Origin of the sequence: Bradyrhizobium sp. SRL28, from assembly GCF_018596315.1 — a bacterium.
GTDB lineage: Bacteria > Pseudomonadota > Alphaproteobacteria > Rhizobiales > Xanthobacteraceae > Bradyrhizobium.
Map to the genome: position 1 here is coordinate 40,614 of NZ_JAHEAG010000021.1, position 20,790 is coordinate 61,403.

The 20,790-nt window shown below is 62.0% G+C and carries 17 protein-coding genes and 1 pseudogene; 7 read left to right on the plus strand and 11 right to left on the minus strand.

Annotated features, from left to right (window positions below):
* Positions 1–104 precede the first annotated feature (104 nt).
* Positions 105–719, plus strand: a complete 615-nt coding sequence (locus KIP88_RS30160) for a glutathione S-transferase family protein (protein WP_214491772.1) — start codon at positions 105–107, stop codon at positions 717–719.
* 169 nt (positions 720–888) lie between these two features.
* Here the strand turns inward: KIP88_RS30160 and KIP88_RS30165 are convergent, their stop codons facing one another.
* On the minus strand, positions 889–1,194 hold the full coding sequence (locus tag KIP88_RS30165; protein ID WP_214491773.1) for a hypothetical protein: 306 nt from the start codon (positions 1,192–1,194) through the stop codon (positions 889–891).
* Between the two features lies 1 nt (position 1,195).
* On the minus strand, positions 1,196–1,438 hold the full coding sequence (locus tag KIP88_RS30170; RefSeq protein WP_214491774.1) for a hypothetical protein: 243 nt from the start codon (positions 1,436–1,438) through the stop codon (positions 1,196–1,198).
* Positions 1,439–1,666: 228 nt separating this feature from the next.
* On the opposite strand from KIP88_RS30170, the gene KIP88_RS30175 reads away from it, so the two are divergent.
* Positions 1,667–4,837 carry an AAA family ATPase gene (locus tag KIP88_RS30175; RefSeq protein WP_214491775.1) on the plus strand — a complete coding sequence of 1,057 codons (3,171 nt, stop codon included), beginning with the start codon at positions 1,667–1,669 and terminating at the stop codon, positions 4,835–4,837.
* A gap of 277 nt (positions 4,838–5,114) precedes the next feature.
* On the opposite strand, the gene KIP88_RS30180 is transcribed toward KIP88_RS30175, so the two are convergent.
* From KIP88_RS30180 to KIP88_RS30190, 3 genes are read right to left on the minus strand one after another with little or no spacing between them, the layout of a single operon-like run.
* Positions 5,115–5,612 (minus strand): TPM domain-containing protein, encoded by a 498-nt coding sequence (locus KIP88_RS30180; RefSeq protein ID WP_214491776.1) that lies wholly within the window; start codon positions 5,610–5,612, stop codon positions 5,115–5,117.
* A gap of 1 nt (position 5,613) precedes the next feature.
* Positions 5,614–6,495 (minus strand): YgcG family protein, encoded by an 882-nt coding sequence (locus KIP88_RS30185; protein WP_214491777.1) that lies wholly within the window; start codon positions 6,493–6,495, stop codon positions 5,614–5,616.
* Between the two features lie 21 nt (positions 6,496–6,516).
* Positions 6,517–7,125: a LemA family protein gene (locus KIP88_RS30190; protein WP_214491778.1), complete on the minus strand. Its 609-nt coding sequence runs from the start codon at positions 7,123–7,125 to the stop codon at positions 6,517–6,519.
* 175 nt (positions 7,126–7,300) lie between these two features.
* Between KIP88_RS30190 and KIP88_RS30195 the strand changes: the two genes are divergently transcribed.
* The 3 genes from KIP88_RS30195 to KIP88_RS30205 are packed head-to-tail and all read left to right on the plus strand — an operon-like array spanning position 7,301 to position 10,526.
* Entirely contained in the window at positions 7,301–8,149 is an 849-nt protein-coding gene (locus tag KIP88_RS30195) for an enoyl-CoA hydratase (RefSeq protein WP_214491779.1), read from the plus strand.
* 19 nt (positions 8,150–8,168) lie between these two features.
* On the plus strand, positions 8,169–9,317 hold the full coding sequence (locus KIP88_RS30200) for an acyl-CoA dehydrogenase family protein (RefSeq protein WP_214491780.1): 1,149 nt from the start codon (positions 8,169–8,171) through the stop codon (positions 9,315–9,317).
* Between the two features lie 12 nt (positions 9,318–9,329).
* The gene (locus tag KIP88_RS30205) at positions 9,330–10,526 is read left to right on the plus strand and encodes an acyl-CoA dehydrogenase family protein (RefSeq protein ID WP_214491781.1); all 1,197 of its coding nucleotides are present in this window, start codon (positions 9,330–9,332) and stop codon (positions 10,524–10,526) included.
* 135 nt (positions 10,527–10,661) lie between these two features.
* Here the strand turns inward: KIP88_RS30205 and KIP88_RS30210 are convergent, their stop codons facing one another.
* The 5 genes and pseudogenes from KIP88_RS30210 to KIP88_RS46740 all read right to left on the minus strand — a co-directional run bounded on the left by KIP88_RS30210 (position 10,662) and on the right by KIP88_RS46740 (position 16,227).
* Positions 10,662–12,986 carry a xanthine dehydrogenase family protein molybdopterin-binding subunit gene (locus KIP88_RS30210; RefSeq protein WP_214491782.1) on the minus strand — a complete coding sequence of 775 codons (2,325 nt, stop codon included), beginning with the start codon at positions 12,984–12,986 and terminating at the stop codon, positions 10,662–10,664.
* A 149-nt stretch (positions 12,987–13,135) separates the two neighbouring features.
* Complete coding sequence (locus tag KIP88_RS30215; RefSeq protein WP_214491783.1) at positions 13,136–14,227, minus strand: S1C family serine protease; 1,092 nt, start codon at positions 14,225–14,227, stop codon at positions 13,136–13,138.
* Between the two features lie 341 nt (positions 14,228–14,568).
* Entirely contained in the window at positions 14,569–15,444 is an 876-nt protein-coding gene (locus KIP88_RS30220; protein ID WP_214491784.1) for a dihydrodipicolinate synthase family protein, read from the minus strand.
* Positions 15,445–15,485: 41 nt separating this feature from the next.
* Positions 15,486–15,807: pseudogene (locus KIP88_RS46735) on the minus strand (M1 family aminopeptidase).
* A 24-nt stretch (positions 15,808–15,831) separates the two neighbouring features.
* On the minus strand, positions 15,832–16,227 hold the full coding sequence (locus KIP88_RS46740; RefSeq protein ID WP_249791118.1) for a hypothetical protein: 396 nt from the start codon (positions 16,225–16,227) through the stop codon (positions 15,832–15,834).
* A gap of 196 nt (positions 16,228–16,423) precedes the next feature.
* Here KIP88_RS46740 and KIP88_RS30230 point away from each other — a divergent pair, with 196 nt between their 5' ends.
* Together KIP88_RS30230 and KIP88_RS30235 are read left to right on the plus strand one after the other, a co-directional pair.
* Positions 16,424–18,172, plus strand: a complete 1,749-nt coding sequence (locus KIP88_RS30230) for a hypothetical protein (protein ID WP_214491785.1) — start codon at positions 16,424–16,426, stop codon at positions 18,170–18,172.
* Between the two features lie 41 nt (positions 18,173–18,213).
* Entirely contained in the window at positions 18,214–18,627 is a 414-nt protein-coding gene (locus tag KIP88_RS30235) for a hypothetical protein (protein ID WP_214491786.1), read from the plus strand.
* A gap of 18 nt (positions 18,628–18,645) precedes the next feature.
* On the opposite strand, the gene KIP88_RS30240 is transcribed toward KIP88_RS30235, so the two are convergent.
* On the minus strand, positions 18,646–20,754 hold the full coding sequence (locus KIP88_RS30240; RefSeq protein WP_214491787.1) for a BTAD domain-containing putative transcriptional regulator: 2,109 nt from the start codon (positions 20,752–20,754) through the stop codon (positions 18,646–18,648).
* Between the last annotated feature and the right edge of the window lie 36 nt (positions 20,755–20,790).

Consider the following 20,790-nt stretch of genomic DNA (forward strand, 5'->3'; position numbering starts at 1 on the left):
TATTCCGCAGCGCCGAATGTGTGATCCGTCCATTTGACAAATGGCACGGCGGCCTGTTCAACGGTTCCAACAACACTGCATAAAACATCGGGAGAGACAGCACCATGAAGTTCTACGACTCGGTTGGGCCGAACCCTCGCGTGGTCCGCATGTTCATGGCGGAGAAGGGCATCGAGATGCCGAAGCAGACGGTCGATCTGCGCAAGGGTGAAAACCGTGAGGCCGAGCATCTGAAGCGCAATCCGCACGGCCAGATGCCGACACTCGAACTCGACAACGGCAGCTATCTCTCCGAGATTACCGCGATCTGCGAATATCTCGAAGAGAAGCATCCGGCGCCTGCGATGATCGGGGCGACGCCGGAAGAGCGCGCCGAATGCCGGATGTGGACGCGCCGTGTCGACCTCAACATCTGCGAGCATATGGGGAATGGCTTTCGCTTCGGCGAAGGCCTGAAGTTCTTCGAGAAGCGAATTCCCTGTGCCCCCGAGGCCTCACCCGGCCTCAAGATGATTGCCGCCAACCGCCTGCAATGGCTCAACGGCCAGATGGCCGACGGCCGCGACTATCTCTGCGGCAAGCGCTTCACGCTGGCTGACATCCTGCTCTATGGCTGGCTCGATTTCGCTGGCCAGGTCGGTCAACCCCTCGATACGGCCAACACCAACATCGTTGCATGGATGGCGCGCGTGGGAGAACGGCCTTCGGCGAAGGCGTGAACCCACACTTGCCTGGAAGCGCCTCGGAGGCGATACACGGGCCGGGGTGCGCCTGTGAAGGCGCTGCCGCGCGAGCTAAATCACGCGCAGCACAAGCCATTCCGACCGGTGGATGATGCGTTCGGGCAATTGGACCCGAGCAGTGGCAGGCATTGAACCTGGTCCGTGACTAGCACATCCGAAGATGGCGACCTTGATTGTAGACAAGCTCCCAAAGTTCGCTCGCGCTCCAACGCTCACTCTTCCCGTTGAGCTTTTCTGCAACCGCAACCGCGAAATCGTCGGCATCTGGAGGCTCTTTTGAAATGATCCGGCAGCAACCCAATGAAGGGTTCGTCGGCATCGCCGTCGCTAGCCGCCGACAAATACTTGCAGCCAACGCGACTGCATCGGCTGGATGCACGCCCTGCTCGTCGCGCAACATCTGCGTGATTATTCGTTCTGCTTTGCCTGCATTAATTCGAATTTCTGTCATTTCAGCCTCCTTTCTGGCGAAGCCACTCTGCAAGCTGCTTCGCGCTGTCACCGGAGGTGCCTGTCAATATATCCCACAGCCGTAGTACGCTCATCGGCAAGAATATCAAATGCGGCAACAGGACGGGCAGAAGGCACACCACGATACTGAAGATGACAACCGCGACACGGCTGAGCATCTCCCTGGTTAGCAAGAGCACCATCATCGGGGCTGCGTATCCGACAAGATCGATCACCCTGATCATGGCTTGCCCCTCCTCTGGCTGGCGGACAACGGATAATGCTCACGAGCAACCTGCGCTTCGCGACTACCCAATGTCGCGAAGCACTCCCGAAAAGGTTGCAAAATGAATCCGAATTGAGCCGCTGGCAGCGAGCGAACGAGCGGAGCGAAGTCTTTGTTATCGCGTTGACTTCACCCTGATGAAGGAGTTGACTTCCAGAATATTATTCCGATTGACGGGCAGGCATCGATGGTCGTTGAACGATCGGAGCCAAATCTTTCCCATCTGCATGGCGAAGCGCCCCTCGCCCGCGCTGCTAGCCTTGAGTGGCGGATGGGGTCGCTCGTGCTGGACCCGATCGCGCGCATTCTAATTCATGACGGCACCCCCCTACCCCTGGGTGAGCGGGCTGTTTCCATTCTGCTAATGCTGGTCGAGCGATCAGGTCAGCTGGTCAGCAAGGAAGACCTCATCGCGTTTGCCTGGCAGGGCTTGGCTGTCGAGGACAGCAATCTCACGGTTCAGGTTGCTGCGTTGCGGCGGGCGTTGGCGCTGGTCCCTGGAGGGAGATCCTGGATCGAGACTTTGCCGCGGCGCGGTTATCGTTTCGTCGGTACCGCCGTACGGTCCGGTGACAAAGACCCGCCGACACCGGATGAACCACAGGCAGCCCGATCGTCTTATGAAATAGCAAAGCTACCCTCGTCCAAACTCGTGGACGATCAAAAAGACCTGCCGACAGTGTCCGCGCTCACCGATTCACGCGCGCACCATATGGTTGGACGCGCCGCCCCGCTCGATATGCTGGACCGGATGGCACAGCGAATGCTGAGCGGCCAAAGACAGATTGCGTTTGTCACTGGAGAGGCTGGAATCGGAAAGACGGCCTTTATCCAGATGGCGGTGGACCGACTGTCGCAACGGGGCGTCGATTTATTGTGCGGGCGCTGCACCGAGAGGTTCGGCACCGATGAGGCCTTCCTGCCATTGATCGACGCGCTGGTGACACGCTGTCGCAGCACGAATGGAGCAGAACTGCAGACAGCAATTCGTGCCCACGCGCCAACCTGGATGCTGCAGATACCAGGACTGGTTGCTGCGACGGAGCGCGCCGCGTTTCAGCGCGAAGTATTCGGTGCGACCCGCGAGCGCATGCTCCGTGAATTTTGCGATCTTGTGGAAGCACTGAGCGCCGATCGTCCATGGGTAATCGTTCTCGAGGATCTGCATTGGAGCGACCTGGCAACGCTGGACGCCCTCTCCCGCTTTGCGCGAGGAGATAGCAAGGCCTCGGTGCTGATCCTCGGTTCCTATCGGCCGGCAGATAGCATCTTCGGCCAACATCCCATTCGGCGCCTGCATCAAGATCTGGAGATACATGAGCGCTGCGGCGAGTTGCGCCTCGATCGATTGTCTCGAATGGAGGTCGAGCGACATCTCGCACTGCGGTTCCGCGATGATGCCGTGGCGTCCGCATTGTCTGAACCCGTGTTCGAGCGAACGCAGGGACAGCCGCTGTTCATCGCATCGTTGATCAAGTTTTTCATCGATCAGCGAGTGATCGTCGAAACTGACGGTGCCTGGCGCCTGCCGTCGGAGGCGGCGATTCCGCAAGATGGCGTACCGACCGACTTGCTGAATATGATCAATTATCAGGTAGGCCGCCTCACCGAGGATGAGCGCCGTCTTCTCGAAGTCGCCAGCGTAGCCGGCGGGGATTTTTCCGCCGCCCTGGTGGCAGCCGGCTTATCGCGCGATGCCGTCGAGGTTGAGCGTGACCTGGAAGCACTAACCCGCAAGGATCACACGCTGGTCCCGTCGGGTGTGTCTGAATGGCCGGATGGCACGTACTCGGGATCGTATGCTTTCCGACACATTCTGTATCAAAACGTCGTTTATCAGCATCTCGCGCCGGGACAGCGCGTGCAAACGCACAGGCGTCTGGGCAAGAGGCTGGAACAGGCATATGGCGATCTGACCTCGGAAATCGCGCCGGTGCTCGCGCTTCATTTCGAACAGGGGCGGGATTTTCCGAACGCGTTGCGCTACCTCGGACAGGCGGCAGACAGTTCCGCGAAGCGCCTTGGCCACGCGGAAGCGGCCAGCTATCTAACGCGTGGTCTTAGTATTCTCGATCGCATTGATGTGCCGGATAAGTTCAAGCTGCGCATCTCCGTGCTGCGACATCGCAGCCTTGCTCTTCGCTCAAGCGGCGATCTCGCTGGCTCGGTTCGTGATCTCAAGGAGATGATTGTCTGCGCTGGACACGCCGGCGAGCTTCGACAGGAGGTCGCTGGCCTTCTTGCCGTTAGCCGGTTCTGCTTGCACGCAGATCGACGCCTTTGCCTCCAGGCGGCCGAAGATGTGCTGATTAAAAGCCAAGCCCTGGAGGACGACACCTTTAAGGCCCTGGTACAAGGCAGCAGCGCCAGCATCAATCTGTATCTCAAGGGATGGCACGATCAGGATGCAACTCGTTGCATGAGAGCAATGGAGTTGAGTGCGGGCGCACAGGACCACGGCACGTTGATCAGGCGTTATGGAATCGAGGGAATTCTCGACTGTTGGCGCTCGCGGTACCGAGAGTGTCGTCGCTCGGCGACGCATGGAAAGCGATTGGCCAGCGAGGCCGGGGATGTTTACGTCTTTGTCCTTTTCAATGTGCTGGAGTCCACCGCGCTCCTTCATCTGGGCGAGTGGCGGGATTTGCAGCGCGAAACCACAACGGCCTTGGAATTTGCGAGAAAAAACGGAAATGAACAGGCCAGCGGATTATGTCGATTGACGCTCGCATGGTTGCACGTCGAAGCAATGGATTTTGAGGGAGCCCGCGCCCTCTGCGAAGGCGTCGACGAGAAAACTCTCAACGAAAACCAGTTTGCTTATTTCTTTCAGCGAGCGGTCCTGGCGAAAGCTTTCGTGGGATTATCCGACCCGCAACGAGCAAGCAAACAGTTCAATGACGTTCAGCGCCGCCTCGAACAAGATGGTATTCCGCTGGATTTTACAATATCCACGCAGCTTTATCACTGTTTGGGGGAATATTGCCTGCAGATTGCCGAATTTGATCAGGCGAGAAGATGGGCAATCCAGCTGCGCGACTACGCCGCCCCGGCACCCGATCAGAACCATCTCGCGCTCGCCCATGGCCTGTTGGCTCGGATCGCTTTTGCTACCGGCGATCGGGACGAAGCTCGCCAGCACTTGTCGCGCGCTTTGTCGATCGTTGACAATGCCAACTTTCCCCTCGCTGCATGGCGCGTTTATCTCGGCGCCGCGAAGATATTCGAAAGTATCGGTGAAGCGGACGATGCCGCCACCTGCCGGATCCGTTTTGAGACGGTGATACGAACTCTTGCGCGAAACTTTGAACCCGACGATGCCTTGCACACCTGCGTGTTGAACGCTCTGACAACTTGAACAGCGTGTTCGATCTCGGCGTCTGACAGCCGCCAGGTAGACTTGCCCCAAAGAAAAAGGCCGGCGGGCATTACGCCGCCGACCTTGTCTTGCAACTGCCGGCTCGTGGGTCCGGTTCCGTTGCTTGCATTCCGCTTACTACATCTACCTTGATCGGTAGCACCCGGCGACGGCTGACGCCATTGCACGCGGGTATGGCCAAACCGTACCGAGGTAGGCTCATTCTATGGAATCGGATGAAGCGGACTATCCATTGGTTTAGGCCGGTGATGGCGATCTACATCACGACCGGCGCATCCGGTAGTTCATTCGGCCCTGCCCCCTGCACTGGAAAGTGCGTTGCCAACTCGCGCGACACCGCCTCGATGCCCTTGATCACGCCACCTTCAAAATTTCCGGCCCTGAACTGCGTCTCCATTTCGACGCAGATTTTTTCCCAGCCGGCGTGACCGACCCTGGCGTCGATGCCACGGTCTGCAACAATCTCGAAGTCGTGGTCGGCCAGCAGCAGGTAGATCAAGACGCCGTTATTGTGCGCAGTGTCCCAAATCCGCAACTGCGAAAAAATATCCAGCGCCCGCTCCCGCGCGGGCTGATTGCGAAACAGCGGCGCGCCGTCGAGCGCGCCTTCCACCACGAAGCGCACCTGTCCGGAATGCGTGGCTTCGCCTGACTTGATCGCCTGCTCGATCCTCGCCAGCGCCTGCGGCGGAAAGATGCGCCGCAGCCGCCAGCGATGTTCGAGGAGATGCCTGCCGATGCGCCTGATGCTCATGCTACCAGCTCCCCGATGCGCCGCCGCCACCAAAGCTGCCGCCGCCGCCACTGAAGCCGCCGCTCGAACTGCCGCTGCTGCTACTGCCCCAGTTGCTGCTGCTGCCACCTGACCAGCCGCCCCGCGTGCCGCGGCTGCCGCCGGACGGCATAAGATCGATAAACGCGAAAATGAGGAAGGCAAGCACGCCGACGACCGCAGCCAATCCCAGGCTGCCGACGAGGAGCCACGCCAAGACTCCGACGAAGCCGCCGGTCGCAGCCGAGCCGACCAGACGCCCGAGCGCCGCCCTCAGCGCGCTTCCGACAATGAACACGAAGGCGAGGACGAACGGATTGAACGGATCGATACCGCTGAGAAGACCGGTGTCTTGCCAATGCGGTGGCTCCGGCTCGGGCAATTTTTCGCCCTCGGCGACCCGGACCACCCGGTCGACGCCCGCTGAGACGCCACCGGCGAAATCGCCGGTCTTGAACTTCGGTGTAATGTCCTCGTCGATGATGCGTTTGGTGGTAGCATCGGTCAGCGCGCCTTCGAGGCCGTAGCCGACCTCGATGCGCAGGCGGCGATCGTTCTTGGCGATGACGAGCAGCGCGCCGTCATCGATCTTCTTGCGGCCGATCTTCCAGGCCTCCGCGACCCGGAGCGAGTATTGCTCGATGGCCTCACCGTCGGTCGTCGGCACGATCAGCACCGCGACCTGACTGCCTTTTCGCGTCTCGAGATCCTCCAGCGTCTGCGTCAGCGAGGCGATGTCGCTGGCCGCGAGGGTGCCGGTCTGATCGACCACCCGCCCGCTCAGTGGCGGCACCGCGACGAGGGCCAGAGCCGAACAAGCCCAGCACACGAGCAGCGCAAGAATGGAGGCTCTTGCAGCGTTCATCGCGTTTGTCTTTTTCGGCCGCTACTTGGCGGGCGCCGGCGTCGGGTTGAAATCCACCTTCGGCGCCGTCGAGATCTCCTTCTCGTTCTCGACCGTGAAGTTCGGCTTCTCCTTGTAGCCGAACGCCATCGCCGTCAGATTGTTCGGAAAGGTGCGGATGCCGACATTATAATCCTGCACCGCCTTGATGTAGCGGTTGCGCGCCACGGTGATGCGGTTTTCGGTGCCTTCGAGCTGTGACATCAGGTCACGAAAAAGCGCATCCGACTTGAGCTGCGGATAGTTTTCGGTCACCACCAATAGCCGCGACAGCGCGCTCGACAGTTCGCCCTGGGCGGCCTGGAATTTCTGGAATGCGGCGGGATCGTTCAGCACCTCCGGCGTCGCCTGGATGCTGCCGACCTTGGCACGCGCATTGGTGACCCCGAGCAGCACGTCCTTTTCCTGTTGCGCAAAGCCCTTCACCGAATTGACGAGGTTGGGCACGAGATCGGCGCGACGCTGATACTGGTTGACCACTTCCGACCAGCCCGATTTGACCTGCTCGTCGGTGGTCTGGATCGCGTTGTAGCCGCAATTGGTCAGGCTCAATGTCGCCAGCGCTGCCAGAATGGTCCATAGTCTGCGCATCGAACTCTCCTGAAAAGAAAGTCAAACGCCAACATAGCAGATTGGTTGCATCCGGTATGCAGGCGCGGGGCCAGGTTAGCCCGATTTTGCAGGCCGATTTGCAGGCGACGGCACTTGCGTATCATTTGCCGAAATAACAACATGGCCTCCAACGATAAGGAAACGCGAGGGCGTCATGGAGTTCGAGACCATCGTCGTGGAGCGGCCGGAGCCACGCATCGCGCGGATCGTGATGAACCGGCCCGAGGCGCGCAACGCGCAGAACCTGCAGATGACCTACGACCTCAACGCCGCCTTCGACCAGGCGGTGCAGGACGACGCAGTCAAGGTCATCATTCTCGCCGGCAACGGCCCGCATTTTTCGTCAGGGCATGACCTGCGCCCTGGGGCTAAGAACGCCGCCGGCGCGGATTTTCCGCCGGTCGGAAATTGGGGCGGGTTCGCCGAGCCCAACGCCCATGGCCGCTTTGCGCGCGAGCAGGAAATCTATCTGCAGATCACACGGCGCTGGCGCAATCTGGCAAAACCTACGATCGCGGAAGTGCACGGCAAATGCATCGCCGGCGGCCTGATGCTGGCATGGGCCTGCGACCTGATCGTCGCGAGCGATGATGCGGAATTCTGCGATCCCGTCGTTACCATGGGCGTCTGCGGCGTCGAATGGTTCGTGCATCCATGGGAGCTCGGTCCGCGCAAGGCCAAGGAATTGCTCTTCACCGCTGACGTCTGGAGTGCGGAGGAAGCGCACCGGCTCGGCATGGTCAACCACGTCGTGCCGAGGCCAGAGCTTTCTTCCTTCGTCATGAAGCTTGCCGAAAGGATCGCTGCAAAACCTTCGTTCGCGCTGAAACTGACAAAAGAAGCCGTCAATCGCTCGGTCGACGTGATGGGTCAACCCGCGGCGATCGAGCAGGCGTTCGCGCTGCATCAGCTCTGCCACGCGCATAACCTTCAGGAGTTCGGAATGATCGTGGACCCCGCAGGGCTTCATCCTTCCGTGCGGAAACCGGCACAGGCAAAATAGAACAAGCAAAGAAGATCCGATGGACCTCACCTTGAGCGACGAGCAGCGGCTGCTGCGCGAAAGTGCCGACCGCTTCGTCAGCGAGACCTATACCGCCGGTCATCGCCGCAAGATCGCCAGCGAGCCGCTCGGCTTCAGCGCGGATATCTGGAAAGAATTCGCCGATCTTGGCTGGCTGGCGCTGCCGATTGCGGAAGCCCATGGCGGGCTCGGCGGCGGCGCGATTGAGATCGGCATCCTGATGGAAGCATTCGGGCGCGGCCTCGTATCCGAGCCGTATCTCTCGACCGTCGTGATCGGCGCATCGCTGATCTCGGAATGCGGCACCGAGGCGCAGAAGCAGGCGTTGCTGCCGAAAATCGCCGACGGTTCGCTGTATCTCGCATTCGCGCATTCGGAACGTCAGGCACGCTTCGATCTGGCTGATGTCACGACCACGGCGAAGAAAACGCCTGACGGCTGGCGCCTCGACGGACACAAGACGGCCGTGCTCGACGGCAACGCCGCCGGACAGATCATCGTCTCGGCCCGCGTCGACGACGGCTCCGGCAAACCGGGCAAGCTCTGCCTGTTCCTGGCACCGCAAGGAGCGCGCGGCCTCGCCTTACGCGACTTTCCGCGGCTTGGTGGCGGGCGGGCCTGCAATCTCGAACTCCGGGATGTACTGCTTCCTGCCGACGCCCTGCTCGGCGATGGCAGCGACGCCTTGCCGGCGATCGAAGCCGTGGTTGATCGCGCCATGGCTGCGCTTGGGGCTGAGGCCGTCGGCATCATGCAAACCCTGCTCGACCAGACGCTGGAATACACCAAAATTCGAAAACAGTTCGGACGGCCGCTCTCCGCCAATCAGGTGATCCGGCATCGCCTTGCCGACATGGCGATGCAATGCGACGAGGCGCGTTCGATGGCGTTACGCGCCGCCTTGATGGCCGACGCCGAGCCGGTCGCGCGCAGCCGCGCCGCCTCGGGCGCCAAGGCCAAGATCGGCAAATGCGCGCGCTTTGTCGCCGAACAGTCGGTCCAGCTTCACGGCGCGATGGGCGTCACCGAGGAGCTCGACATCGGGGCCTACTTCAAGCGGCTGCTCGCCTTCGACACGCTGTTCGGCGGCAGCGCCTATCACTATCGCCGTCACGCCACGTTGGGCGGCCGTGCCGTTCAGGCCTGAAAGGAGCGCACCATGGATCTCGCCTTCAATGCCGAAGAGCGTGCTTTCGAGAAAGAGGTCCGCGACTTCATCGCGGAAAATCTCACGCCGGAAATGAAACGCGCCACCGCGCTGACGCCCTCGGTGTTCTCCGATCCTGATATCGGCATGGCCTGGCAGCGCGCCCTGCACAAGAAAGGCTGGGGCGCACCGGGCTGGCCGGTGGATCATGGCGGACCAGACTGGACGCCGGCGCAGCGCTGGATCTTTGAGACCGAATGCGCCCGCGCCGGTGTGCCCAATGTGAACGTGATGGGCGTCAAAATGGTCGGCCCCGTCATCATCGGCTTCGGCTCGCCCGAACAGAAAAACTTTTATCTGCCGCGGATTGTCTCCGGCGAGGATTACTGGTGCCAGGGCTATTCGGAACCGGGCTCCGGCTCCGACCTGTCGTCGCTGAAAACCCGTGCGGTGCGCGACGGTGACGACTACATCATCAACGGCACCAAGATCTGGACCACGCATGCCCATCACGCCAACCGGATGTTCGCGCTGGTGCGCACCAATGAGACCGAGCGGCAGCAGGACGGCATCTCCTTCCTCCTGATCGATATGAAGAGCCCGGGCATCACGACGCGGCCGATCCTCACCATCGGCGGCGACCACGAGGTCAACCAGGTATTTTTCGACGATGTTCGCGTCCCCGTCACCAACCGCGTCGGCGAGGAAGGCAAGGGCTGGACCTACGGCAAATACCTGCTCGAATTTGAACGCGGCGCCGGCATCGCCTCAGCTAAATTGCGCGACGCGCTGAAGACGATTTCGGACCTTGCCGAATCCGACGCCACCGGCCGCGCCATCGACGATCCCGATATCGCGGTGCGGATGTCCGAGGTCGAGGTCGACATCGATACGCTTGAAATGACCGAGCTGCGCGTGCTCTCCGCGCTGCAGACCGGGCAAAATCCCGGCGCCGTGTCGTCGCTGCTAAAACTACGCGTCAGCGAAATCCGCCAGGCCGTGACCCGGCTCGGCGTCGACGTGATCGGCAATGACGGCCTCTATGTCGAGCCGGTACGGCCGCTCTACCGGCTCAACGAGGCACCGGCAATTCCAGAGGAGTTGCTGCCGGTGGTGCCGGAATATCTCAACGGACGGGCGTATACGATCTTCGGGGGCTCGTCGGAGATCCAGCGGGAGATCGTGGCGAAGATGGTGCTGGGGTTGTAATTCTATCCTCCGTCATTCCGGGATGCGCCTCTTGGCGCAGGCCCGGAATCCATTGGGCCGTATGCTTCGTGGCCAAATGGATTCCGGGCTCAGCCCTGCGGGCTGCCCCGGAATGACAAGCTGAGAGAGCGCGCCTTATCCCGCCGCTCTCGCATCCCTGATCGCCTGCCACACCTTCGCCGGCGTCAGCGGGGTGTTGAGCTGCTTGATACCGAGTTCGCTCAACGCATCCATCACGCCGTTGGTGACGCAGGGCGGGCCGCCGATCGCGCCGGATTCGCCGCAGCCCTTGGCGCCGAGCGGATTGGTGCGGCAGGGCGCGGAATCATCCAGCGTCACCGCCATCGGCGGAATGTCGTCAGCGCGCGGCACGCAGTAATCCTGATAGCTCGCGGTCAGTAGCTGTCCTTCCTCGCTGTAGGCGACGCCCTCGTAGAGCGCCTGGCCGATGCCTTGCGCGACGCCGCCATGCACCTGGCCGGTCACCAGCATCGGGTTGACGGCGATGCCGACGTCGTCGACCGTGGTGTAACGCACCACCTTGCTGACGCCGGTTTCCGGATCGATCTCGACCTCGCAGATATGCGTGCCGTTCGGCCAGCTCGGGCCGTCGACTTCGCCTTCGGAATCGACTGACAGCCGCGCACCGTCTTCCTTCTTCGCGATCTCGAACAGGCTGATGCGCTTGTCGGTGCCGACCACACTGAGCCAGCCATCGCGATATTCGATATCCTCGACGGAAGTCTCCAGCACGTTCGAAGCCTTCTCGCGCGCCTTCTGGATCATGTCATTGCTCGATACCGCGACCGCCGTACCGCCGACGAACAGCGAGCGCGAGCCGACGCTGCCGAAGCCGGTAGCGAGATCGGTGTCGCCCTGCACCACGTCGATCTTGTCCATGGGGATGCCGAGCGTATCGGATACCATCTGCGTGTAGGTGGTCTGCAGGCCCTGCCCCATCGCCATGGTGCCGGAATGCAGGATGATGCGGCCTTCCGCGGTTGCGTGCAGGCTGACCTTTTCGGTATGCGCGCGCCCGCCGGTCCATTCGATGTAGCTGGTGAGGCCGCGGCCGTAGAGCAGGCCCTTCTTCTTCGCCGCCTTCTTGCGCGCGGCAAAGCCGTCCCAGTCCGAAAGCTCCGAGGCGCGCGACAGCATGTGCGCGAAGGCGCCGGAGTCGTACACTTGGCCAACGGCATTGGTGTAAGGCAGTTGTGCGGGCTTGATGTAGTTCACCTTGCGGATGGTGCGTGGGTCCATGCCGATCTGCCGCGCGGCGGCATCCATCAACCGCTCGACGATGAACACGGCTTCCGGCCGTCCCGCCCCGCGATAGGCGCCCACCGGCGCGGTGTTGGTCATCACCGACTTCACTTCGAAATGCACCAGCGGCAGGTCGTAGACGCCGGTCTGCACGAACGGGCCGAGCACCAGCGGGATGATGTTCGCGGTTCCCGATGAGTACGCTCCGGTGCCGCCGATCGAGCGCACGCGATAGGCGAGCACGCGGCCCTTGGCGTCGAGCGCGAATTCGCCGGTCGAGGTGAGATCGCGGCCATGGGTGCCGCCGACGAATTCGTCGGTGCGGTCGCCGCGCCAGCGGATCTTCCTGTTCAGCTTGGTAGCGGCGTAAGCGACGACGCCGTCTTCGGGATAGAGGCTCGTCTTCTGGCCAAAGCCGCCGCCGATATCGCCGACCAGCACGCGCACGCTGTCTTTCGGCCGCTTCAGAATGGATTCCGCGAGCAGGTCCCGGGTCGAGCCGGGGGTTTGCGACTGCACGTGCAGGATCAACCGGCCGGTCTTCTTCTCGATCTCGGCAATCGTCGAACGTGGCTCCATCGCCGAGGGCACCAGCCGCTGGCTGACCAGATCGAGCGAGACTTTGTGCGCCGCGCTTGCAAACGCTTCTTCGACCTTGGCGGCGTCGCCATAGCTCATGGCGGCCACGATGTTGTCGGGCGCCTCGGGCCACACCGCGGGTGCGCCGGGCTTCACCGCCTCGACGGGATCGACCACCGACGGCAGCACCTCGTAGTCGATTTCGATCGCCTCGGCCGCGGTCTGCGCCAGCACCCGCGATGTCGCGACCACCGCAGCCACCGCTTCGCCGGCATAGCGCACGATTTCATGGGCGAGCAAACGCCGCGGCGGCACCGTCATCGGCTTGCCGTCCGGCCGCTGGAAGATCGCGAGAGTGGGCAGGGTGCCGATATCGTCCGTCACCAGATCGGCACCGGTATAGGCGGCTTCTACCCCGGCCATATCAAGCGCGGCCTTGGTGTCGATCGACTTGATCCTGGCGTGGGCATGGGGCGAGCGCAGCACGTAAAGCCACAGCGCGCCCTCCTCCGGTTTGTCGTCGATGAACTGCCCCTTCCCGGTGAGCAGTCTCTGGTCTTCCAAACGCTTGACCGGCTGGCCCGCACCGAAACGCATATTGCCGGGAAGAATGTTCATCAATTTGTCCTTCGAGCTTTCTTGTCGGATCGGGCGGGGTTTTAGCGGTTTTTCCGCCTGAGACAACTCATTCAATTCGCTGCAATAAATGCGCCAAGGCCCGCGGCGGCAATCGCCACGAGCGGGTATGATCCTGCCGTCAATTGGGGTTATTGGTTGCGCCCGATATCCACGATGTCGACATTGACGTCGCGCGTCTCCGAACCGCGTTTTACACCGACACGGACGCTCTTTCCGGCACCTACCTGCTCGAGCTGGTCGGTCAGGTCCGAAAGGCGGTGAACCGGCTTGCCGTCGGCCTGGACGATGACATCGCCGAGCGCGCCAGAACTGAGATTGACTCCACGGATACCGGCTCGCTCGGCCGGGCTTCCGGGCGCGGTGCGCACGACGATCACCCCTTCGACGCCGAGGCGGGTCGCAACGGCTTCACTGGCGGCAACGATGCCGATGCCCGGCGTCGGCACGCGACCGTTCTTGATGAGTTCGGGCACCACACGGTTGACGATATCGGCCGGGACCGCGAATCCGATGCCGGCGCTCGAACCCGAGGGCGAGATGATGGCCGTGTTGACGCCAATCAACCGTCCCGCTGAATCAAGAAGCGGGCCGCCCGAATTTCCGGGATTGATTGCCGTATCGGTCTGAATCACGTTGGCGATCTCGCGGCCGCTGCTGGTGGGCAGCCGGCGCTTGAGCGCGCTGATGATTCCGCTCGTCAGCGATTGATCGAGCCCGAACGGGTTGCCGATCGCAAACGCCATCTGGCCGACCTTGAGGTCGCTCGAACTGCCAAGCGCCACCGGCGGCGGCAACTGGCGCGAATTCCTGATCCGCAGCACTGCGAGGTCATAGTTAGGCGCGACGCCGATAACTTCGGCCTGCGCCACCTCGCCAGAGGCGAATTTGACCGCGACTTCGGTGCCATTCTGTACGACGTGGTTGTTGGTGACGACATGACCGTTGTTGTCCCAGACAAAGCCGGTGCCGGAGGCGGCTCCCGCGTCTTCGTCCTCGTCTAGCGGATTGCCGGCGGCAGCTCGCGCCGCCACCTGCACCACCGACGGCGACACCCGCTCGAAAAGCTCGATGTTCGCCCGCTCGGCCTCGGACAGTGGCCCGCGCTGGTCGACGGTGCGCGCGACCGTGTTGGTCCACGGGCTGTAGCGGATGTTGGAGACGGTCAGCGCCACCAGGACGCCTGCGACAATGGCTGCGAAAAGCACGAAACGACGGTTCATGGATTTCTCCCCTGGCCAAGGCCGCTCGCGTGCCAAGGTGGATGCCGCAAGCCAACAGGCCCTTCAGCCGTCTGGAATCGCCTAAGCAACGCTCCAGCCTGCCGGAGGTTTCCTGCTCTCTGGGATGGCCTTATGCCGTTACGTGGGGATTTAGGCATGCCGGCTCGTCGCTCAAGCGGCGCGGACCGCCGACCGAAGCAGAAAATGTAGGGTGGGCAAAGCGACTTGTCCGCCGTAGCTCGAAGAGCGAAGGCGGAAGCGTGCCCACCATCGAGAGGCGCATTCGATGATGCATGGTGGGCACGGCGCTTACGCGCCTTTGCCCACCCTACGAAATCCTCTCAACTCAATTCCCGCAGCGCGGCCTCGACCACCTTGCGCTGCTCGGCCGTCAGGGCCGACTGCGGCGGGACGGGATCGCCGACCGCGTAGCCCTGAATGTCGAGGCCTGCCTTGATGCAGGCGGCCAAATTGAAGCGCGCAAAGGCTTCGTTGATGCGCCACAGCTTGCGTTGCAGCGCCATCGCCTCGTCCCAGCGCGCCGCCTTGCAGAGGTCATAGAGTTCGACGCTCTGCCGCGGAATGATGCAGGCGGGCCCGGCCATCCAGCCCAGCCCACCGATCAGCATGACCGCCGCCGGGATATGAGCGGATGCCGAGAACACTTTGATGCTGTCGCCGCAGCGGTTCATGATCGACAGCAGCCGGCCGGTATTGGTCGAGGCATCCTTGATGTAGCCAATGCGCGGGTGGGTCGCGAGCCGCGCGATCACATCGAGCGTCAGATCGGAGCGCTGGAACTGCGGGTTGGTGTAGATCACGATGGGAATGTCGACGGCGTCGGCAATGGCGCGGAAGTAGGATTCGACCTGCGCGTCGGCGACCGGGAAATACGCCTCCATGATCGCGAGAATGCCGTCGGCGCCGAGCTTTTGATGCGCCTTTGCCTGCGCCACCGCGTCCGCCGTCGACGTCGAGGCGACGCCGGCGATCACGGGCACGCGACCCTTTACGGCCTCGATCGTGGCCTGCACGACAGTCGCGCGCTGCGTCTGGTCGAGATAGGCGAACTCGCCGGTCGAACCGAGCGGCGTCAGCCCATGCACGCCCGCTTTGATGAGGTCGTCGCAGAGCCGACCCAGCACGTCCGTGCGGATCTGGCCTGACGCATCGATGGGCGAGACCAGATAGGGAAAGACGCCGTGGAAATCAGCCATGGAAGAAAATGCCTCAAGCGCGAAAGTCCAGACTGCTATGGCTATCGGGAATGCCGGTGCAAGGCAACGAGATCGCCGAACCATTGATGCGCCATCTCATGCGCGATGATGGAAAAGATGCCGCGCCGGGCGCTATCCGGATTGGTTGCGGTCGAACAGCAACCGGTTCTCGAAGAAGGTGATGCCGCCCCAGTTTTCCATCGCGCCGCCGAAGCCGCCGGGCACGGCGATCAGATCGAGCTTGGGCAACGGATATTTTACGCCGAGATGATCGTTGAACCAGGCGAGCAGTCTTGCCGCGCTATCGAGCGCGAATTGTCCCTTCACAGCCTTACCGGTGGTGGCGACGACACCGATCACCATGCCTTCCACCTCCGCCGTGATGCGCTACTCGATGCGCAGCCGATGCGCGCCCACTGCGAGCGGCTGCGCGAAAATAAAGGTCGCCGTCTCGGCCGCGGCATCGAGCGCGACTTCGGCGCGCTCTGCGCCGTCGTCGGCGGTAACGGAAGCAAACGTCGTGTTGACGGCGTTGAGCGTCAGCCGCGCCGTCGGCTCGCGCACGTCGATGTCGATCACTTCGACGCCGGGAAGCGCCAGGCTTGCGGCGTCAGGTCTCAGCTCGATTGAATAGCTGATCGGAACGACTGTCTTCGGCAGCTTGCCCGGCGTGGCGTCGAAGGAGAAAACCGGCTCGGCGCGCACGGCTCCTGTTACGACGATCATCATCACGATCATTGCGCCGCAAAAGCGCGCCAAGGGTGCCGTCACGATAAGCTTCACACGCGCTCCTGTCGCTGTCGCCGTTACAAGGACAAATCATACCGCCGCGTCGCCAATCGTGAAACAGACGTGAGCGGCCGCTAGAAAGACCCAAAGATGTCCACATATGTTCACAGGTTCTAACGATTTAACTCACGATTATTTCACGACTTTCTCCCCAATCTCGCCGCATTGGCCAAGCGCGAAAGCAGTTTTTATGGCTCTGCAGACAGTCGCTGATGCATCCTCGTTCCGAACTTCCGAGTTCAATACGCGCGACCCTGCTCGAACAGCAGCTCCCGGTTTTCGTCACTTCCTTGGGACTCCAAATCCATCGCAGCGCTTCCGCGCGTTCGGCATCGACCCGCTCACTTCACCTGAACATCTGCCGAAACTCCGGGCACTGATGCATCGCCTGTCGCGCCGGATGGATGCCGAAATACACTGGCCGCCGCACCGCAGTGGATCGGCGGAACACTGGGAAAACCCTCTGATCCCCTCGGGTTACACCTATCTGCTGCAATTTGTGGCGCACGATCTGGTTCATTCGGCGATCCCGCTTTCAGTTTCGGGGAGCCTGGGCGCCGGCACCGCCAATGCACGCCGTGCGCCGCTTCGGCTCGAAACCCTGTATGGAAGCGGTCCTGTCGGATCGCCGCATATCTACGCGCTCGACGCGCCGAGTGACGACCGGCGCACCAAGCTGCGGCTCGGGCGAATGCGCTGGAAAGAGAACGAACCCGCGACCGGCTGCCCGTTTCGCGACATCGCACGGACCCGGGCCGAGAATGTGACGGGGATCGACCGCAGCATTGCAGGCGTCCGGGTTGCCCTCACCGAGGCGCTGGTCGCCGATCCGCGCAATGACGATCACGCCGTGATGTCGCAGCTGACCGCGCTGTTCGCGCTGCTGCACAACGCCCTGATCGATCTCATACGCCGGCAGGAACGCAATAGCGGGCCGAACGGCCAGTTCGGCGCGGCCTATAAGCGCTTCCTGTGTGCCCGCGAGGCAGTCTCGCTGATCTATCACAACATTCTCCGCAACGATCTGATGCGGCGGGTCATTCACCCGACGATCTATGCGGCCTATAGCGGGGCGACTCCCCATTTCATCGATCGGCCTGATGAAGCCAGCCAAGGTCTTGCGATCGGCGACTGGGAGATTCCGTTCGAATTCTCGCACGGCGCGTTTCGCTTCGGTCACGCCATGGTGCGACACGAATACTGCATCAATGATCTGTCCATACAGGATCTCTACAGCACGCTTGAAAAGACTTCCGCAAACGATCCGGTCAACATGCCGCTCGATGAGACCTGGATGGTGCAGTGGTCGCGTTTCTTCGAGATCAATGAAACCAAGCCGAACTTCAGCCGGCGCATCGGACCGTATCTCAGCGACGGGTTGGGCAACGATCAGATCTTTCCGGCGTTCGACGAGACCGAGCGGGTTGGCCTGCTCTACCGTGACCTGATCGGCGCCGGGATCGCCGGCATGTGGTCGGTGGACGCGCTGATTGCCGAGATCGGGACCCGGAAACCGCAGTTCATCGCCATCTCACGCTTGCTTGCCGACCGCGCCTATCGCGTCAGCCGGCTCCGCGATTGGCTGGTCGCCGCACCGGCGTATGGCGCGCTGACGGCCGAAGACATCGAAACCCTTTCGAACGATCCGCCGCTGCCCTTCTTCATCCTGTTCGAAGCGATGCAGCAACCGCAGGCAGAGGGCCAGCGCCTTGGACCGCTCGGCTCGATCATCGTCTCGGAAGTTATTTTCGGCGCACTCGCAGGCGATCCACGCTCATCCAGCGGCGACGCGCTCGCAGGTCAGCTTGCCGATTTGTCTCGCGAATACTATCCGGCGAATTTTTTCCAGGAGATTCCCGACATCTCAAGCATGGCGCAGTTGGTGAAGTTCACCACCGAAATTGCCGAACTGCAGCAGGCCGTGCCTGCATTTTTGTGAAGCGGAATGTTCCGTCTCACCCAACCCGGAGGAGTAAGACCATGCAGCGCATCGAAAGGCTACAGGTGACCAACCATGAGCGTTGGGGCAAGCTGGTGAAGACCTGGGCGACCGGCACGAACTACCTCGACGACGACAACGTGTATCCGCTGCCGGAGACGATGGACGAGTTCAAGGAGCAACTCGCCAAGGCACAGGTATTCGCCACCGTGCCGGATCGCTTCAAGCACATCACGTTCGTGAAGCAGGAACAGGACACGATCACGGTAAAGTTGCCGCCGAAGGTGATGATCGAGGATTCCGAGGCGCTGCTCAACCAGCCCGGAGCTACCTATCCGCTTCCGCCGTTCTACAAGCGCCTGTTCAACGGTATGGATCCCGTGATCCCGGAGAGCGAGAAGTTCAGGGTGCATGCCGAACGTATCGGCGACTACACCATAAGCGCCTGCGCCTGAAATCCACGAGCGGCCTTGTCACCAGTACAATGGCGCGATGCCTTCGACCGGAAAACCTGCGCCGCGCAAGCTGCGGCGCAGGGTTTCCCACCGCGCCTTGATGTTGATGGGGTGCGCTTGCAGGAGCCAGCGTGTGATGGCCACGTCGGTCGGTGCGTCTGACCCAACCCAAAACGAGCGAATGCCGTTCAGAAATCGCTGCGCTTCCTCGCGCGCCAACTCGGGCTGTCCCAGTTCGAACAGCGCGGCCGCACGCCATGCGGGCAGCGTCTGAATGACACTGGAGGCGCGGTCGCAGGCTTCTATGGCGCCCGCATAATCGCCGCACAGGTAGTGAATGATGCAGTGATAGCCCCATTCGAGGCGTGAGGGCGCCAGCGAAAGGGCAAGCGATTGGCTGGCGCGTAGCTGAGCTTGTTCGATCGAGCCGCAGAAAGCGCAATAGTGAGCGCTGGACAGCAGCGTCCACGGATCGTTGTCGTTCAGCTCGCAAGCGAGGTCCATGTGCGGCGCCGCCTCGGCCTCGCGCAACGCAAACGCATAGGACCAGCCACAACAGAGATGCGCCCTGGAATCGACCGGATCGAGTTCAACGGCGATTTTCGCCAGCTCAAGGGTCGCCTTTGCCTTGTCGAGATTGCGAAGGACCCCGGGATGCACGAGATGCTCGATGTTGTTCATCTGCACAAGGCTGCTGTAGAACGGCGAGAAAGCAGGACTTTCCCGGATCGAGTCGCGAAAGATCACGACCGCCCGCTGCCAGCTTTCCTTGTCGAACTTCGCGATGAGATTCTGGCCGCGCAGCCAGCGGTCGTGAAGATCGAGCGAAACGTCGGGCTCGCCTGCCAGCCGCATCAGCCGCTCGGTCGACAACTGCACGTTCAAGGAAGTCGCGATGCGGCGGATGATGCGCTGCTGGGTTTCAAACCAGTTGCCGAGGCCGAGCCGGAAGCTTTCGCTCCAGACATAGATCCCCATGGTATCGTCCCGCAACACCATCACGATGTTAATTTCGGCGCCCGCCTGGTAGGCAGTGGTTTCGATGCAGTATTGCGGCGCCGTGCCCGAGGCGGGAAGCACGACGGCCGCGGGCGGACGATCAACCACGCTCCATTCGCGGAAGCGCACGAGACAGGCGGCGAGATGCTGGGAGAACCCCTGCACCAGATGGCTGTGGTCCTCGTCGACGCCATGCATCGCAAAGGGCAGCAGCACCAGGCGCGTCCTGGCAGGCGCATTGGCCGGTGGCGACATCGTCACCGCCGGCTGGAGAGCTGAGCCCCTGATCATCCTGACGGCGAATTCGTCATTCGCTGCCGACGCGGCCCGATCGGTCGGCGCGCGTTCCAGAATGCCGAGCTTGATGTTCGCGACGAGTTCTTCGGTGGCCGACGACGGCTCCATCGCGTAGTCGCGGTCCAAGAGATCCCACAGCGCCTTGTAAATGCGAAGCGCACCGGCGACATCGCCCTCTTCCGCATGCGCCCGCATCAGATAGCGACAGGCATATTCATGGGTCGGGTCGAGATTGACGATCGCGGCCGCAATCCTTTTTTTGGAGTCGGCGAGAACGCTTGGGGAGGTCAGACCTTCGTCGAGATTTCGCATCAGCCGTTCATGGATGGTCTGCCGCTTGGCCAGTACCCAGACCCGGAACGACGGATCGAGATCGTCCATCCCTTCGAGAAGCCGGCCGTCGAGCTGCGGAGTATCGAGCAGCAGCGGGTGAACGCGCCCACCTTCGGCGAGCTGAATCACGCTTTCAATGTCGACTTCAATTCGTCCGACGTCGATGCCGATCATCAGCCGCTCCGCGACGAAGCCGTCATATCCGGCCTCCTCCAGCATCGACCGCAGCTCGCGAACGACCTGGCGCAGCGAGGCGCGCGCCTTTTCTTCGTCCGAACGACTCCAGAGCAGGCCGACCAGCCGCTCGCGGCTCTCCTGCTTCAACTCCGACAGCGCGAGGTAACTAAGGACCGCGCCGGCCTTGCGGGTTCGCAGTTCGATCGGCCGGCCGTTGAACCGCACGCCGAGCCGTCCGACCAGCGAGACCGAAAGACGCGGAGCGCTTTCGGGCGCCGCCGTGGCCTTGTCTGCTGTCATGGCGTTTGTGCTGGCCGGCATGCAGGGTTTCCGGAACCGGTTGGTTAATTCCAGCCA